Here is a 14766-nt window from a genome sequence, read left to right on the forward strand (position 1 = left end):
CGTTAATAGGCTAGGGCGCGCATTGCCGAAGCTGCGCGGCGTAGTCCTGCGCCATCTGTTCGGTGGCATGCGCATAGCGCTGCACGTCGGCGTCGCCGCGATTGCCGCGCTTATAGGCATTCCAGCCGAGATAGTAGGCGAGATACAGATTGTAGGTGTCGTTGCGGGCGACGCCGAGCGTGTCGGCGGTCTTGGAATGATACCAGCCCACAAAATCGACGGCATCGGCAAACCTGGTGCGGCGCGCCGCCCAGCTGCCGGTCTCGTTCTGGTATTGCGCCCAGGTGCCGTCGAGCGCCTGCGAGAAGCCGGTGGCGCTGGAGATATGTTTCCAGGGAATGAAGCCCAGCAGCTTGGTGCGCGGCGGCCTTGCGTTGCTCTTGAAGCCGGATTCCTTGCGCACCGTCGCCATCAGCACGGGAACCGGCACGCCGTATTTCTGCTCGGTGCGTTGTGCCGCCGCCTGCCAATTGTCGAACCAGCCGTCATTCTGGTCGAAAACGGCGCAGACATCGTTGATGTGGTTCGGCGGCGTTGCGCAGGCCGAAAGCGCCAGCGGCACGGCAATCGCTACAATTTTACTAAAACTCAACCTACGCATTGCAAGAGCATTAGGCCGAAAACATAAAAGGAATCTTGCTGCGTTCCTTAACGGCTCATCGGCCGCTTTGGCCGACACTGAGCAGGTATAAACATTCCGACGTTTGTTGTCGCTTTTACCGACGTGAAATTCCCACAATGGCGCCTTGGCTAAAATCACGCCCGCAGGTGGCGGATTCTTGACAGCTCGATCCTCGTGCCGGCGCTTTGATGCGCCGCATGAGCGAACCAAGACGCAAGCGCGGCGCCGAGCGAACCAGCAACAGGGGACCGACCGCCATCCCGCAACTGCCGCTCAGGCGGGTGACAAACCCTTATCCGCCGATGGCGATGCTCTCGGCCGACCAGATCGAGGCGATCCACCAAGCGTCGATGCATATCCTGGAGAATTTCGGCATCGAGGTGATGAGCCCGCGGGCGCTGTCGCTGTTCGAGAAGGCCGGGGCCAAGGTCGATCATGCAACGATGAACGTCCGCATCGATCGCGGCATGATCGAGGAAGCGCTGAAGACGACGCAGTCCAGCTATACGCTGACGCCGCGCAATCCCGCCCATGCCGTCCACCTCGGCGGCAATACCATCAACTTCACGCTCGTCGCCGGGCCGCCGAATGTGCACGACATGGAGCGCGGCCGCCGTGCCGGCAATTTGCGCGATTATTCCGATCTCGTCCGGCTGGCGCAGCATTTCAACTGCATCCACATGCTAGGCAACCAGGTCTGCGCGCCGGTAGAATTGCCGGCGAATTCCCGTCATCTCGACACCTATTTCGCCAATCTGACACTGACCGACAAAAGCTTTCACGTCTCGGCCATCGGCAGCGGCAGGGCGCTCGACGGCATCGAAATGATGGCAATCGCGCGCGGACTGACGCTTGACGAGATGCGCGACGATCCCGGCGTCACCACGATCATTTCGGTCAATTCGCCGCGCCGCTTCGACGAGATGATGGCCGAGGGGCTGATGACGATGGCCGAGTTCGGCCAGTCGGTGGCGGTAACGCCATTCACGCTGATGGGGGCGATGAGCCCGGTGACGCTTGCCGGCGCGCTCGCCCAGCAGAATGCCGAGGCGCTGTTCGGCGTGGTGCTGACGCAGCTCGTCCGCCCCGGAGCGCCGGTGATGTATGGCGCCTTCACCTCCAATGTCGATATGAAATCGGGAGCGCCGGCGTTCGGCACGCCTGAAAACACCAAGGCGAATATCGCGTCCGGACAGTTGGCGCGGCGTTACAACCTGCCTTATCGCACAACGCCGGGCTCGGCTTCCAATGCCGCCGACGCGCAAGGCGCCTATGAGACGCTGATGGCGCTGTGGGGCGCGGTGCTCGGCCATGGCAACCTGGTCTACCATGCCGCCGGCTGGCAAGAGGGCGGACTGACAGCGTCGTTCGAAAAGTTCATCATCGACGTCGAGATGATCCAGCACATGATGGAGTTTTTGCGCCCGATCGAGGTCAACGAGGCCGAGCTTGCTGTCGAGGCTCTGGGTGCGGTTCCGACCGGCGGCCATTTCTTCGGCGAGCCGCACACTCTGGAGCGCTACGCCACAGCCTTCTACCAGCCGATGCTGTCCAACTGGCAAAATTTCGAGGCCTGGCAGGAGGCTGGCGGGCTCGATGCCACGGCGCGGGCGACGAGGCTTTGGAAGAAGGCGCTGGAGGACTATGTCGAGCCGGTGATGGAAGTCTCCAGGCGCGAGGCGCTTGAGACGTACGTGGCCAAGCGCAAGGAAGCGATCGGGCAAAGCGAGCCGTGATGATCGAAGGCTCGCGCTCGTGGGGCTCCTCCCCGAATTCATCGTTCCCATCCAACTCGTTGGCGTCAGAGAGAATCCCATGAAATCGCATGCAAAGGTCGTGGTTATCGGCGGTGGCGTCGTCGGGTGCTCCGTGCTGTTCCATCTGGCCCGGCACGGCTGGACAGACATCGTGCTTCTGGAGCGCGATGAATTGACCTCCGGCTCGACCTGGCACGCCGCCGGCGGCATGCACACGATCAATGGCGATCCCAATGTCGCCAAGCTGCAGAAATACACAATCTCGCTCTACAAGGAGATCGAGGAACTGTCCGGCCAGGCGACCGGCGTGCATCTGACTGGCGGCGTCTTGCTGGCGGCGACCGAGGCGCGCCTCGACTGGCTGCGCGGCGTCGTCGCCAAGGGCCGCTATCTCGGCATCGACCTCGAAGAAATATCGCCTGACGAGGCGGCCGAGCTGATGCCGTTGCTCGATCCCAAGCAGTTCGTCGGTGCCGTCCGCAACAAGGAGGACGGTCATCTCGACCCGTCCGGCGTTACCCACGCCTACGCCAAGGCGGCGAGGAAGCTTGGTGCCGAGGTCGAGCGTTTCACCAAGGTCGAGGACATTGCGCGGCGCGCCGACGGGCTGTGGCGCGTCATCACCAACAAGGGCGAGGTTGTGGCCGAACATGTCGTCAATGCCGGCGGCCTGTGGGCGCGCGAGGTCGGCCGCATGGTCGGGCTGGAGCTGCCGGTGCTGGCGATGGAGCACATGTACCTGATCACCGAGGACATGCCGGAGGTCGCCGCCTGGAACCAGAAGACCGGCACGGAGATCATCCATGCGGTCGACTTCGACGGCGAGCTCTATCTGCGCCAGGAACGCGGCGGCATGCTCATGGGCACTTACGAAAAGGCCAACAAGCCATGGTCCGAGTTCCAGACGCCATGGAATTTCGGCCACGAGCTGCTCGAACCCGACATCGACCGCATCGCACCGTCGCTGGAGGTCGGCTTCCGGCATTTCCCGGCGTTCCAGAACACCGGCATCAAGCAGATCATCAACGGACCCTTCACCTTCGCACCGGACGGCAATCCGCTGGTCGGGCCGGTGCGCGGCCTGCCGGGGTTCTGGGTGGCCTGTGGTGTCATGGCCGGGTTCTCGCAGGGCGGCGGCGTCGGCCTGGCGCTGTCGAACTGGATGATCGAGGGCGATCCCGGCGCCGACATCTGGGCGATGGATGTGTCGCGCTACGGTGACTGGGCGACGATGGCCTACACCAATGCCAAGGTGCGCGAAAACTATTCGCGGCGGTTTTCGATCCGCTTCCCGAACGAGGAACTGCCGGCTGGGCGACCGCTCAAGACCACGCCGGTCTATGATCTGTTGTCGGCCGAGGGCGCGCAATGGGGCGTCGCCTATGGGCTGGAAGTGCCGCTGTGGTATGCGCCCGAAGGGGTCAAGGACGAATTCTCCTGGCGCCGCTCGAGCGACTTCGAGCATGTCGCGAAAGAAGTGGAGACGGTTCGGCAGGGCGTTGGTCTGTCGGAAATCTCGTCATTTGCCAAATACAGAGTGACCGGCGCGGGTGCAGCAACCTGGCTCGACCGCTTGCTGGCCTGCAAGCTGCCAAGGCCCGGCCGCATGACGCTGGCGCCGATGCTGAAGGAAGACGGCAGGCTAATCGGCGATTTCACGCTGGCCAATCTCGGCGGTCCAAATTCTGCATGTAAGGATTGGTTCCTGGCCGGCAGCGGTGTCGCCGAGCAGTACCACATGCGCTGGTTCGAAGCGCACCTGCCGAAGGACGACTCTGTTAGCATCGAGGCGCTGGGAGCAAAACTCACCGGCTTATCGATCGCCGGGCCGAGCGCGCGGAACCTTCTTGAAAAGGTCACACGATCTGACGTGTCGAATACGGCCTTTCCGTTCATGGCCATCAGCAGGATGGATATCGGCATGGCGCCGTGCCTGGTCGGGCGCGTCAGCTACACCGGCGACCTCGGCTACGAGATCTGGGTGGCGCCGGAATATCAGCGTGCCGCCTGTCAGGCGCTGATGGCGGCGGGCGAGGAATTCGGCATCGGCCTGTTCGGCTCGCGCGCGCTCAATGCGCTGCGGCTCGAGAAGAATTACGGCTCATGGGCGCGCGAATACCGGCCGATCTATGGGCCGCTGGAGGCCGGCCTCGACCGCTTCGTCGCCTACGGCAAAGAGGCCGATTTCATCGGCAAGCAGGCGGCGTTGGCCGAGCGCAAGCAAGGCGGCAGACTGCGGCTGCGGGCCTTTGTCGTCGATACTGTCGATGCCGACGTCATCGGCGACGAGGCAATCTGGTACGGCGGTGCCGTGCGCGGTTGGGTCACGTCGGGCGGCTACGCGCATCATTCGAAAAAGTCCGTCGCCATCGGCTATGTGCCGAAAGAGATTGCCGACGAAGCCGACGGCTTCGAGATTGAGCTTCTGGGCAAACGCCACGCTGCGCGCATGCAGCCGATCCCGCTGTTCGACGCGAATTTCGAGCGGATGCGTGGGTGACGTTTCAGGCACCGCGGCGGTTGTCCAGCGCCAGGGCGCCGGCGCCGGCGAACACCAGATACAGGAAGATGAAACAGAACGATATTGCCGCATCGCCGCCATTGTTGACCGGGAAGAAGTCGCGCGGCATGTGCGCCATGAAATAGGCGATCGCCATCTCGCCGCTGAGAAGGAATGCCACCGGCCTGGTGAAAAGCCCCAATACCAGCAGGATGCCGCCTCCGAATTCCAGGATGGCCGCGGTCAGCGATAGCCCGCTCATGGTGCCGGCATGGTCGCCGACGGGGAAATTGAACAATTTCTGAGTGCCGTGCTCAATGAACTGCAGCGCCGTCATGATGCGCAAGGCGGCAAGGGCGAACGGTTGATATCCGGCGAGGCCTTCGAAAAGCTTCATCTACGACTCCATTTTCACCTAGCCCGGCCATAGGTCATCGCCAAAGGCCGGACCATTCACATAGTCCGGCCTGCATTCAACTGTCGGTGAGTGAGTCGTGAGGCGTGCTGCAGCCTTGGGGCCGCACGATGGCGGCCCCGCGATCAGCGCGGCGTTAATGCCCGGGCGCTGTCAGAGCAAAGTGCGCGCCTTGCGGGTCTGTGCACTGTACGATCCAGCTGCCGCCGGAGACCTCCATCGGACCCATCAGGATCTTGCCGCCATTGTCGGTGACGCGCTTGGCTGCCGCGTCGATGCCGGGCACGTTGAAATAGAACTGCCAGACCGGCGCCGGGATCTGCTCGGGCTTGTTCATCATGCCGCCAACGGGCTCGCCGCCGAAGGCGAAAAGCTGGTAGACGCCCATCGGACCCATATCCATGGCGTCGCCCTTCTCCCAGCCGAACTGGCTGGAATAGAAATCGAACGCCGCCTTCCAGTCTGACGTGTAGAGCTCATGCCAGCCGATGTTGCCGGGGGTCGCCAACGGTAGCGGCGGCTGGTCGGGGCCGCTGGGCTGCAGGAAGTTGAACATCGCGCCTTGCGGGTCTGCAACGACGGCGAAGCGGCCGACGCCGGGAATGTCGTCGGGCTCGCGGTGAACCGCGCCACCAGCCTTCTTGAGGGAGGCCGTTGCGGCATCGACATCCCTGGTGAGGATATAACCGACCCAGGCCGGCGGCATGCCCATCTTGCGCGCGTCATCGGGCAGCGTCATCAACCCGCCGACGCCGCGCTCGCCGACATTCATGACGATATAGCGCGGCATGCCCTGGGCCCCTTCGAAAGGCTGCCCCCTCCAGCCCACCACGGAGGTGTAAAACGCCTCGGCGGCGTCGAGATCGGTGGTCATCAGCTCGTACCAGAAGAAGGGCATGGGGGACTGTGGCATTGTCGTGCTCCTTGCGGTTTGTACATCGATCATGCGCGATCCATTCTAGGACGATCTTCACGACGAAAATCCGACAGCGGCCAAAAAAGATGACGGCAAATTGGAAATGTTACCGGGTTGCGCGCCCTGCGGTTTTCGACTTTGCTCTCAGTCAACGAGGGGTTGTTGATCCATGCGCCGGATGTCGCTCACTTCCCTGACCAGAGCGGACCATCACCAGTCTAAGGCCTATCCCGCTGCCCGGAATGGTTGTGGAAGGCGTGGTGCGCAACGCAGTGATCAGATCCAAGCGGCTATGGCTTCACGAGCAATCACCTCTACCGTGCATTCGAGACTGAGCAATAGGAAATGCGAACAGTCGTCTGTCGGCCCGGGTATTGATCGCAACCAGTGCGAGTTCTCGACTCGGAGGAGGGGCCATCTATAGGAGGCTTGCCTGCCAGAGCCAATCAAGGGGATTGAGCTGCTAGCGCTGACATGGGTCACTCCCAACATGTCGTCATAAGCCGAAATTGCTAGCACTCCGTGGAAGTTGATCTTGAGGGTTCGTTCGGACGTCCCGACGAAGAAGTCGCCTTCGACGGCCAATTCAAAGTAGTTGTCGGATTTCAGACGCCACACCTGGCAGGCAGCCAGCGGTAAATCTTGCACAGGCTCCCACCGCTGAACCGCCTCCTGAACAATGTCCATCACCTTCTCCAATGTTTGAAAGTCGCGCACGATGCTCAAGCGCCTACCGCCCTGATAGCCAATTCTGCGCGCCGCATCCTTGAGGCGCAACGGACGGTGCTCAAAAAACATGAGTGCATCTATCATGTTTTGTTCAGCCCTTTCAGCGGTTTGCACCGAAAATTGACCAATTGATAAAAAAATAAAACGTGCTAGCCTTCCCCAAAACAAGAACATGGGGAACTGACGATGCCAGAAGGCCAGTTCAAGCAAGGCATTGCCGGCGGGCGGCTCTCGCCGGACCAATATGCTGATAACTTCGCCGACCTGCACCCGCCGCTCGATCATCACGAGGCGCTGGTCGAGTCCGACCGCTGCTATTTCTGCTATGATGCGCCGTGCATGAATGCATGCCCGACCTCGATCGACATCCCGCTGTTCATCCGCCAGATTTCGACGGGCAATCCGATCGGCTCAGCCAAGACTATTTTTGATCAGAACATTTTGGGCGGCATGTGCGCCCGCGTCTGCCCGACCGAGACGCTGTGCGAAGAAGTCTGCGTGCGCGAGGTGGCCGAAGGCAAGCCGGTGCAGATCGGTCGCCTTCAGCGCTACGCCACCGATGTCGCCATGGCCGAAAACAAGCAGTTCTACGAGCGCCCCGAACCGACCGGCAAGACGGTCGCCGTGGTCGGCGCCGGACCGGCGGGGCTTGCCGCCGCGCATCGGCTCTCCCGCTACGGCCACGACGTGACCATCCTGGAAGCTCGGCCAAAGCCCGGCGGCCTCAATGAATACGGTATCGCCGCCTATAAGAGCGTCGACAATTTCGCCCAGGCTGAAGTCGACTATGTCACGTCGATCGGCGGCATCGACATCCAGAACGGCAAGGCGCTCGGCCGTGATTACCAGCTGTCGGATCTGACCAGGAATTACGATGCGGTGTTCCTCGGCATGGGGCTTGCCGGCGTCAATGCCTTGCGAGCGGATGGCGAGGAGGCGCCGGGCGTCAGCAATGCTGTCGAGTTCATTGCCGAGCTTCGCCAGGCCAGTGATCTGGCCAGCCTGCCGGTCGGCCGGCGTGTTGTCGTCATCGGCGGCGGCATGACGGCGATCGACGCGGCGGTGCAATCGAAGCTGCTCGGAGCCGAAGAGGTAACGATCTGCTATCGGCGCGGCCCGGAGCACATGAACGCCTCCGAATTCGAGCAGGATCTGGCTGCCGCCAACGGCGTCATCATCCGGCACTGGTTGCAGCCGAAGCGGGTCATTGCCGACGCCGGCAAGGTGTCGGCGATCGAGCTCGAATACACCGCGATGGACGGCGACCGGCTCGTCGGCACCGGCGAGCGGCTGACGTTGACCGCCGACCAGGTGTTCAAGGCGATCGGCCAGAGTTTTGTCCCGGCTGCGCTCAACGGCAGCGGGGCTTTGCTTGACCTGGAAGCCGGCCGCATCAAGGTCGACGCCGAAGGCCGCACCTCGCTGCCAAACGTCTGGGCCGGCGGCGACTGCATCTTTGGCGGCGACGACCTGACAGTCTCGGCCGTCGCACAAGGCCGCGACGCGGCGGAAAGCATTCATCGGGCACTGACCTCGAACGGGAGGGCATGAGCATGGCAGACATCCGCAACAATTTCGTCGGCATCAAATCGCCGAACCCGTTCTGGCTGGCCTCGGCGCCGCCGACCGACAAGGCCTATAACGTCATCCGCGCCTTCAAGGCTGGCTGGGGCGGCGTTGTCTGGAAGACGCTCGGCGAAGAAGGGCCGCCGGTGGTCAACGTCAACGGGCCGCGCTACGGCGCCATCTGGGGCGCCGATCGTCGCCTGCTTGGTCTGAACAATATCGAGCTGATCACCGACCGTGACCTGCAGGTCAATCTGCGCGAGATCAAGCAGGTCAAGATGGACTGGCCCGACCGGGCGATCGTCGTCTCGCTGATGGTGCCGTGCGAGGAGCATGCCTGGAAGGCGATCCTGCCGGTGGTCGAGGAGACCGGCGCTGACGGCATCGAGCTCAATTTCGGCTGCCCGCACGGCATGTCGGAACGCGGCATGGGTGCGGCGGTCGGCCAGGTGCCGGAATACATCGAAATGGTGGTGCGTTGGTGCAAGGCCAATACCCGCATGCCGGTCATCACCAAGCTGACGCCCAACATCACCGACATACGCAAGCCGGCACGCGCTGCCCTTGCCGGCGGCACCGACGCGGTGTCGCTGATCAACACCATCAATTCGATCACCGGCGTCAACCTCGACAATTTCGCACCGGAGCCGACGATCGACGGCAAGGGTTCGCATGGCGGCTATTGCGGTCCGGCGGTGAAGCCGATCGCCATGAACATGGTGGCCGAGATCGCGCGCGATCCGGAAACGCATGGCCTGCCGATCTCCGGTATCGGCGGCATTACCACCTGGCGCGACGCCGCCGAATTCATGGCGCTCGGCGCCGGCAATGTGCAGGTGTGCACGGCGGCGATGACCTACGGCTTCAAGATCGTGCAGGAGATGATCGCCGGCCTGGAAAACTGGATGGACGAGAAGGGCCATGCCACGCTCGACGACATCGTCGGCCGTGCCACGCCCAACGTCACCGACTGGCAGTATCTCAACCTCAACTACGTCGCCAAGGCGCATATCGACCAGGATGCCTGCATCAAATGCGGCCGCTGCCACATTGTCTGCGAGGACACTTCGCACCAGGCGATCACCGCAATCGTCGATGGCGTCAGGCATTTCGAGGTGATCGAGGCCGAATGCGTCGGCTGCAATCTCTGCGTCAATGTCTGTCCGGTCGAGAACTGCATCACCATGGAGGCGCTGGCGGTCGGCGTGATGGACCAGCGCACCGGCAGGCCGGTGTCGCCGATCTATGCCAACTGGACGACGCATCCGAACAATCCGATGGCCAAGGTGGCGGCGGAATAGCATTGCGAAAAAAAGCGGCGTTCATGGCGCCGCTTTTTGACTTTCCTATTGCGGATAAAAGTTATCCACGATAATCTATATCCATGAACAGGAGAGCGAAATGAAGCTGGGCGAAGGCGTCGAAGCGGCCATCCACTGCGCCGCGATGCTCGCCGGCGTTGATGGCGCCGCGACCTTGCCAGGTGCTGCCATGGCCGAGGCGTTCGGGCTGTCGCCGAGCTATCTGCTTAAGCATCTCAACGCGCTGACTGCGTCCGGCATTCTGGAATCAGTGCCGGGGCCGTCCGGCGGCTATCGGCTAGCACGGCCGGCCGAGCGCATTACGCTGCTCGATATCGTGCTCGCTGTCGAAGGGCGCGAACCTGCCTTTCGCTGCGGCGAGATCCGCCGCAACGGTCCCGTCAAGCTCGATGCATCGGCCTACGTCAAACTATGCGGCATCAATGCCGCGATGCTGAAGGCCGAGCGCGCCTATCGTGCCGCACTTGCCGAAACCAAGCTGTCCGACATCGTGGCCACTTACGCGGCAGAAGGCGATCCGAGATCGATTGCTGCCAGTTGCGCCTTTGTGGCGCGCCATCAGCGGCCGCAGAAATCCAGTTCAACCAAGCAAGCATGAAAGGAAAGACGATGAAACAGCGGATGCAATTTTTCGCCAAGGCGCCGGAGATCATGAAGGCGGTGTCGGCACTCAACAAGGCGGTCGACGAATGCGGGCTCGAGGCGAGCCTGCTGCATCTGATCAAGCTCAGGGCATCGCAGATCAATGGTTGCTCCTATTGCGTCGAGATGCACAGCCGTGAGGCTAGGCGCGATGGCGAGACTGAGCAGAGGCTTTATCTCGTCTCGGCCTGGAAGGAATCGCCGCTATTTTCGGCACGCGAACGCGCCGCCTTTGCCTGGACGGATGCGGTGACGAAGATCGCCGAAAGCGGTGTTTCGGACGAACTCTATGTGCAGACGCTCGAGCATTTCTCGGAAGAGGAACTGGTCAAGCTGTCGGTCGCGCTCGGCATGATCAACACCTGGAACCGGCTTTGCATCCCGTTCCACGCCCTTCATCCGATGCCGGCAGCCAAGGCCGCCTGATCGACGAAACGGGCGCGCGAGCTGCGCGCCCGTTTTCAGTTGGAGATCAAGAACATGTTTGCAAACTTTGAGAACGAGATTCTATTTGCCGCCCGTCTGCTGCTTGGTGGCGCCTTCGTCTTTGCCGGCCTGCGCAACATCCAGAACCGGGCTTTCGTGACCCAATTGATGGCGACGCGCGGCGTGCCGCAGGCGCGGCTGGCGCTGTGGGCCGGCATCGTCCTGCAGATCGGCGCCGGCGCGTTGGTGTTGACGGGTTTGTGGACTGCTGTCGCGGCGGCGGCGCTAATCCTGTTCCTCATTGCCGCGACGCCGATGTTCCACAATTTCTGGGACCATCAGGGGCCGGAACGCGCAGCCCGAATCAATGGGTTTGTCGCCAATGTCGCGCTGACCGGCGGGTTTCTCTCGCTGATGGGGCAGGCGGCATAGCAGCGACCGTCCCGAAACGGTGGACGCATCACCGCTCACGCCGCAAAGCGCAGGCCGCCGTCGCAGGTCAGCACCTGGCCGGTCATGAACCCGTTGGAGACGAGGAATGCGATCGCGCTGGCGACGTCCTCGGCGCGGCCGATACGGCCGACCGGCGTCTTGCCGGCATACTCGGCAAACACCGCATGGCGCTGTTCATCGGGCAGGAAATCCCACCACGGCGTGTCGATGACGCCCGGCGCCACGACATTGACGCGTAACGGCTTCAGCTCCATCGCGAGGATCGGCACCACGGTCAGCAGCATGCCGTTGACGGCGGCGATGCCGGCGACACCCGGCGCCGACAATTGCGCCGACACCGCCGAGATGAAAGTCACCGAGCCGCTCTTGTTCAGCGTCGGCAAGGCGGCCTGCAGGCAGGAGAGCTGTGGCCGGACCTTCTCGTCGACGCCGCCGCCGATGTCGGTCAGGTCAAGCGTTTCGAACGGGCCGAGGCCCTTGCCGCCGCTGGCGGCCAGCACCAGGTGATCGAAAGGGCCGAGTTCGTTGAAGAACCGGCGAACCTCGTCCGGCTTCGCGGCATCGAAGGCAGCTTTTTCGACGGCGCCGCCAAGGCTTTGCCATGCATTGTCGAGCCTTTCCCTGCTGCGCCCGGTGATCGTCACCTTCATCCCCGGGCCAAGCAGCTTTTTCGCGGTGGCGAGGCCAATGCCGGAGGAGCCGCCGATGATCACGGCGTGCTGCGTTTTCTCGATCATGAATTTTCTTTCTTCGATGTGGCGGAAGCGGGTGCGAGCCCGACAAGACCGAGGCTCAATTCACGCAACTGCTGCCTCGCCTTCGCGTCATAGGCTTGCGCATCGGCGCGGGATTCCCTTTGGCCGTCGAAATAGAGGCCGCTTCGCCCTTCCAGCGCGGGCGATGTGGCGAGATTGATGATGGCTTCGGCGCCGGTTTCGACCGAACTCCAGGGTGTGACGCCCGCCTGCCGCACCATCGTGGTGTTCATGTAGCTTGCCGGATGCAGGCTGTTGACCGTGACGCCGGTGCCGTTCAGCTGCTCCGCCAGATCGATGGTGAACATGATCTGCGCCAGCTTGCTCTGGCAGTAGGCACGAACGCCGTCGTAGGAGCGGGTCAGCATGACATCCCTGAAGTCGATCGCCCGTTGCCCGGCCGAGGCGACATTGATGATGCGCGCCGGCGCACTGGCCTTGAGCAGCGGCAGCAGCTCCGTAGTGAGCAGGAAGCCGGCGAGATAATTGACGGCAAAGCGCAGCTCGTAGCCGTCGGCGCTGACCTGCCGTTTCGCGTTGGGGCCGGCTGTGCCGACGCCGGCATTGTTGATGAGGATATCGAGCCGGTCAGTCCTGGCGCGGACGGCTTCGGCGAGGCGGCGGACTTCGGCCAGGGAGGAGAGGTCGGCGACAAGCAGCTCGGCCTTGCCGCCGGCGGCTTCGATCTCGGCCACGGTCGCCTTGCCCCTTGTCGCGTCGCGGCCATGCACCAGGATGCGGGCGCCGCCGGCGCCGAGCCTTTGCGCCACGACTCTGCCGACGCCGTCGGTCGAGCCGGTAATCAGGATCGTCTTGTCTTTCAGTTCCATGTTCAGAGCCTCCATGTCATCGCTCTGAGCAGAAAGATGGGGCACCAGACGCATGCCAAACAGTTCAAACTTTATCCTGGTATCGGTACTGCTATAATAGCGCCGATGGATTCCACCACGCATTCTGCCGAAGGCAGCCGTCGCCGCGAGCTTGGCGCCTTTCTGCGTTCGCGGCGCGAAAGGCTGACGCCATCGGCCACGGGCATCTCGACCGGCCTGCGCCGGCGCACACCCGGGCTGCGGCGCGAGGAGGTGGCGATGATCGCCGGCGTTGGCACGACCTGGTACACCTGGCTGGAGCAGGGCCGCGACGTCAGGCCATCGGTGGAGGTGCTGACGGCGCTCAGTCAGGCGTTGCGCCTGGACACGGCCGAGCAACGGCATCTGTTCATCCTTGCCGGCCGGCCGCAGCCGGAGCGTCGTCTCGATGCGCCGGAAAAGGTCGATGGCCCGTTGCTGCACATGCTGCAGAGCCTGGTCCTGCAGCCGGCCTATGTCCTTGGGCGGCGCTGGGACGTGCTGGCCTGGAATTCTGCCGCGGCAGCCGTGTTCGGCGACTATGGCCTGCTGGAGGGCGATGCCCGCAACATCGTCCATATGGTTTTCACCAGCCCGCAGCATCGGCGCCTGCTCGTCGACTGGGAGGAACTGGCGCGTGCCGTGCTGGCGTCATTCCGGGCGGAAAGCGCCAGATATGTCGGCGACCCGGATTTCGAGCGGCTGATCGCGCTGATGACACGCTCGAGCCCGGAGTTTCGGGCATGGTGGCCGCTGCGCGATGTGGCCCGCAACCTGTCGGGTGTGAAGCATGTCAGGCATCCGACGGCAGGCGCCATGGCGTTCGAGCATATGAGCCTGTCGATCGACGACGGCTCGGACATGAAGCTGATCGTCTACACGCCGCTCGCCGAGCAGAACTCGATCGCCAAGCTCGAACAACTGCTGGAGACGCTTCCGGCCGAGCGGCGCAGCGCCTGAACCCTATCTTTGTTTTGACCATGATCTTGTCCGAAAACCGGCTTCCACTTTTCGGGATCATGGTCGTCAGCCCTTCGGCTTCAGCCCGTCGATGAACAGTTGCTCAAGAAATCTTGCGGCGTCCTCGAAGCGGCCGTCGCCGCCGCGGTCGGGGCCGAGCACGGCGCGGACCTGGACGTCGAAATCGGCGTAATGCTGCGTTGTCGCCCAGATCGAAAAGATCAGGTGCCAGGGGTCGGTGCGGGCAATCTTGCCGGCGCGCATCCAGCCCTTGATGACGTTGGCTTTCTCGTCGACCAGCGTCTTCAACTCCCCTTCCAGCATCGGCATGATGCGCGGCGCGCCCTGCAGGATCTCATTGGCGAACAGCCGGCTCTCGCGCGGGAAATCGCGCGCCATTTCCAGCTTGCGCCTGATGTAGCTGCGCAGTTCGGTTAGCGGATCGCCGATGTCGTCGAGTTCGCGCAGCGGCGCCAGCCAGGTGTCGAGAAGCCGCTGGATCAGCGTCTCGTGGATGTCCTCCTTACGGCGGAAATAATAGAGCAGGTTCGGCTTCGACATGCCGGCGGCTTCGGCGATCTGGTCGATGGTCGAGCCGCGAAAACCGTTGGTGGAGAAGACTTCTAGCGCCGCCTCCAGGATGAGCTCGCGCTTTTCCAGCTGAATGCGGGTGCGGCGAGGAGGGGAGCTTTCGACCGCCCCCGTCACCCCGCAAAACCTTCGCCGTGAGGAGTGTCTGGACCAATTCTCTGGACCAGTTTTTCCTCGCCCTGTGGAGCGCACTTCGAAAGCCGCATTTCCGCTAGTAATCCCTTGACCGCTGATAAGGCGGTGCTAACGTTTGTCCAACCGGTC

General features: G+C 62.8%; 15 protein-coding genes. 8 read left to right on the forward strand and 7 right to left on the reverse strand.

Annotation, left to right across the window (positions count from 1 at the left end; genetic code table 11):
* Positions 1-10 precede the first annotated feature (10 nt).
* Positions 11-601 (reverse strand): transglycosylase SLT domain-containing protein, encoded by a 591-nt coding sequence (locus NKI47_RS09140; protein WP_352589349.1) that lies wholly within the window; start codon positions 599-601, stop codon positions 11-13.
* 218 nt (positions 602-819) lie between these two features.
* Between NKI47_RS09140 and NKI47_RS09145 the strand changes: the two genes are divergently transcribed.
* On the forward strand, positions 820-2358 hold the full coding sequence (locus NKI47_RS09145) for a trimethylamine methyltransferase family protein (RefSeq protein ID WP_352589352.1): 1539 nt from the start codon (positions 820-822) through the stop codon (positions 2356-2358).
* A gap of 79 nt (positions 2359-2437) precedes the next feature.
* Positions 2438-4879, forward strand: coding sequence for a GcvT family protein (locus NKI47_RS09150; RefSeq protein WP_352589355.1), 2442 nt, complete (start codon positions 2438-2440; stop codon positions 4877-4879).
* A 4-nt stretch (positions 4880-4883) separates the two neighbouring features.
* Here the strand turns inward: NKI47_RS09150 and NKI47_RS09155 are convergent, their stop codons facing one another.
* The 3 genes from NKI47_RS09155 to NKI47_RS09165 form a co-directional block, all read right to left on the reverse strand.
* Complete coding sequence (locus NKI47_RS09155) at positions 4884-5276, reverse strand: DoxX family protein (protein WP_023675853.1); 393 nt, start codon at positions 5274-5276, stop codon at positions 4884-4886.
* A 154-nt stretch (positions 5277-5430) separates the two neighbouring features.
* On the reverse strand, positions 5431-6207 hold the full coding sequence (locus NKI47_RS09160; RefSeq protein WP_352589357.1) for a VOC family protein: 777 nt from the start codon (positions 6205-6207) through the stop codon (positions 5431-5433).
* Positions 6208-6486: 279 nt separating this feature from the next.
* Positions 6487-7149 carry a hypothetical protein gene (locus tag NKI47_RS09165; protein ID WP_352589360.1) on the reverse strand — a complete coding sequence of 221 codons (663 nt, stop codon included), beginning with the start codon at positions 7147-7149 and terminating at the stop codon, positions 6487-6489.
* On the opposite strand from NKI47_RS09165, the gene NKI47_RS09170 reads away from it, so the two are divergent.
* The 5 genes from NKI47_RS09170 (at position 7126) to NKI47_RS09190 (ending at position 11327) form a co-directional block, all read left to right on the forward strand.
* Positions 7126-8490: an NAD(P)-dependent oxidoreductase gene (locus NKI47_RS09170; RefSeq protein WP_352456222.1), complete on the forward strand. Its 1365-nt coding sequence runs from the start codon at positions 7126-7128 to the stop codon at positions 8488-8490. The genes NKI47_RS09165 and NKI47_RS09170 overlap by 24 nt on opposite strands.
* Positions 8491-8492: 2 nt before the next feature.
* On the forward strand, positions 8493-9806 hold the full coding sequence (gene preA / locus NKI47_RS09175; protein ID WP_352589363.1) for an NAD-dependent dihydropyrimidine dehydrogenase subunit PreA: 1314 nt from the start codon (positions 8493-8495) through the stop codon (positions 9804-9806).
* Between the two features lie 100 nt (positions 9807-9906).
* Positions 9907-10425, forward strand: a complete 519-nt coding sequence (locus NKI47_RS09180; protein ID WP_023675859.1) for an RrF2 family transcriptional regulator — start codon at positions 9907-9909, stop codon at positions 10423-10425.
* 11 nt (positions 10426-10436) lie between these two features.
* A complete protein-coding gene (locus NKI47_RS09185; RefSeq protein ID WP_023675860.1) occupies positions 10437-10895 on the forward strand; it encodes a carboxymuconolactone decarboxylase family protein in 459 nt (152 codons plus the stop codon).
* Positions 10896-10949: 54 nt separating this feature from the next.
* Positions 10950-11327 (forward strand): DoxX family protein, encoded by a 378-nt coding sequence (locus NKI47_RS09190; protein ID WP_023675861.1) that lies wholly within the window; start codon positions 10950-10952, stop codon positions 11325-11327.
* Between the two features lie 35 nt (positions 11328-11362).
* On the opposite strand, the gene NKI47_RS09195 is transcribed toward NKI47_RS09190, so the two are convergent.
* Positions 11363-12085, reverse strand: a complete 723-nt coding sequence (locus tag NKI47_RS09195; protein WP_352589366.1) for an SDR family oxidoreductase — start codon at positions 12083-12085, stop codon at positions 11363-11365.
* Positions 12082-12933, reverse strand: a complete 852-nt coding sequence (locus tag NKI47_RS09200; RefSeq protein ID WP_352589370.1) for an SDR family NAD(P)-dependent oxidoreductase — start codon at positions 12931-12933, stop codon at positions 12082-12084. The genes NKI47_RS09195 and NKI47_RS09200 overlap by 4 nt, the downstream gene beginning before the upstream one ends.
* A 105-nt stretch (positions 12934-13038) precedes the next feature.
* Between NKI47_RS09200 and NKI47_RS09205 the strand changes: the two genes are divergently transcribed.
* Positions 13039-13911 carry a helix-turn-helix transcriptional regulator gene (locus NKI47_RS09205; RefSeq protein ID WP_352571786.1) on the forward strand — a complete coding sequence of 291 codons (873 nt, stop codon included), beginning with the start codon at positions 13039-13041 and terminating at the stop codon, positions 13909-13911.
* A gap of 66 nt (positions 13912-13977) precedes the next feature.
* Here the strand turns inward: NKI47_RS09205 and NKI47_RS09210 are convergent, their stop codons facing one another.
* Positions 13978-14619 carry a TetR family transcriptional regulator C-terminal domain-containing protein gene (locus NKI47_RS09210; protein WP_352589373.1) on the reverse strand — a complete coding sequence of 214 codons (642 nt, stop codon included), beginning with the start codon at positions 14617-14619 and terminating at the stop codon, positions 13978-13980.
* Between the last annotated feature and the right edge of the window lie 147 nt (positions 14620-14766).

It is taken from the genome of Mesorhizobium sp. M0633, from assembly GCF_040320645.1.
Classification (GTDB): Bacteria; Pseudomonadota; Alphaproteobacteria; order Rhizobiales; family Rhizobiaceae; genus Mesorhizobium.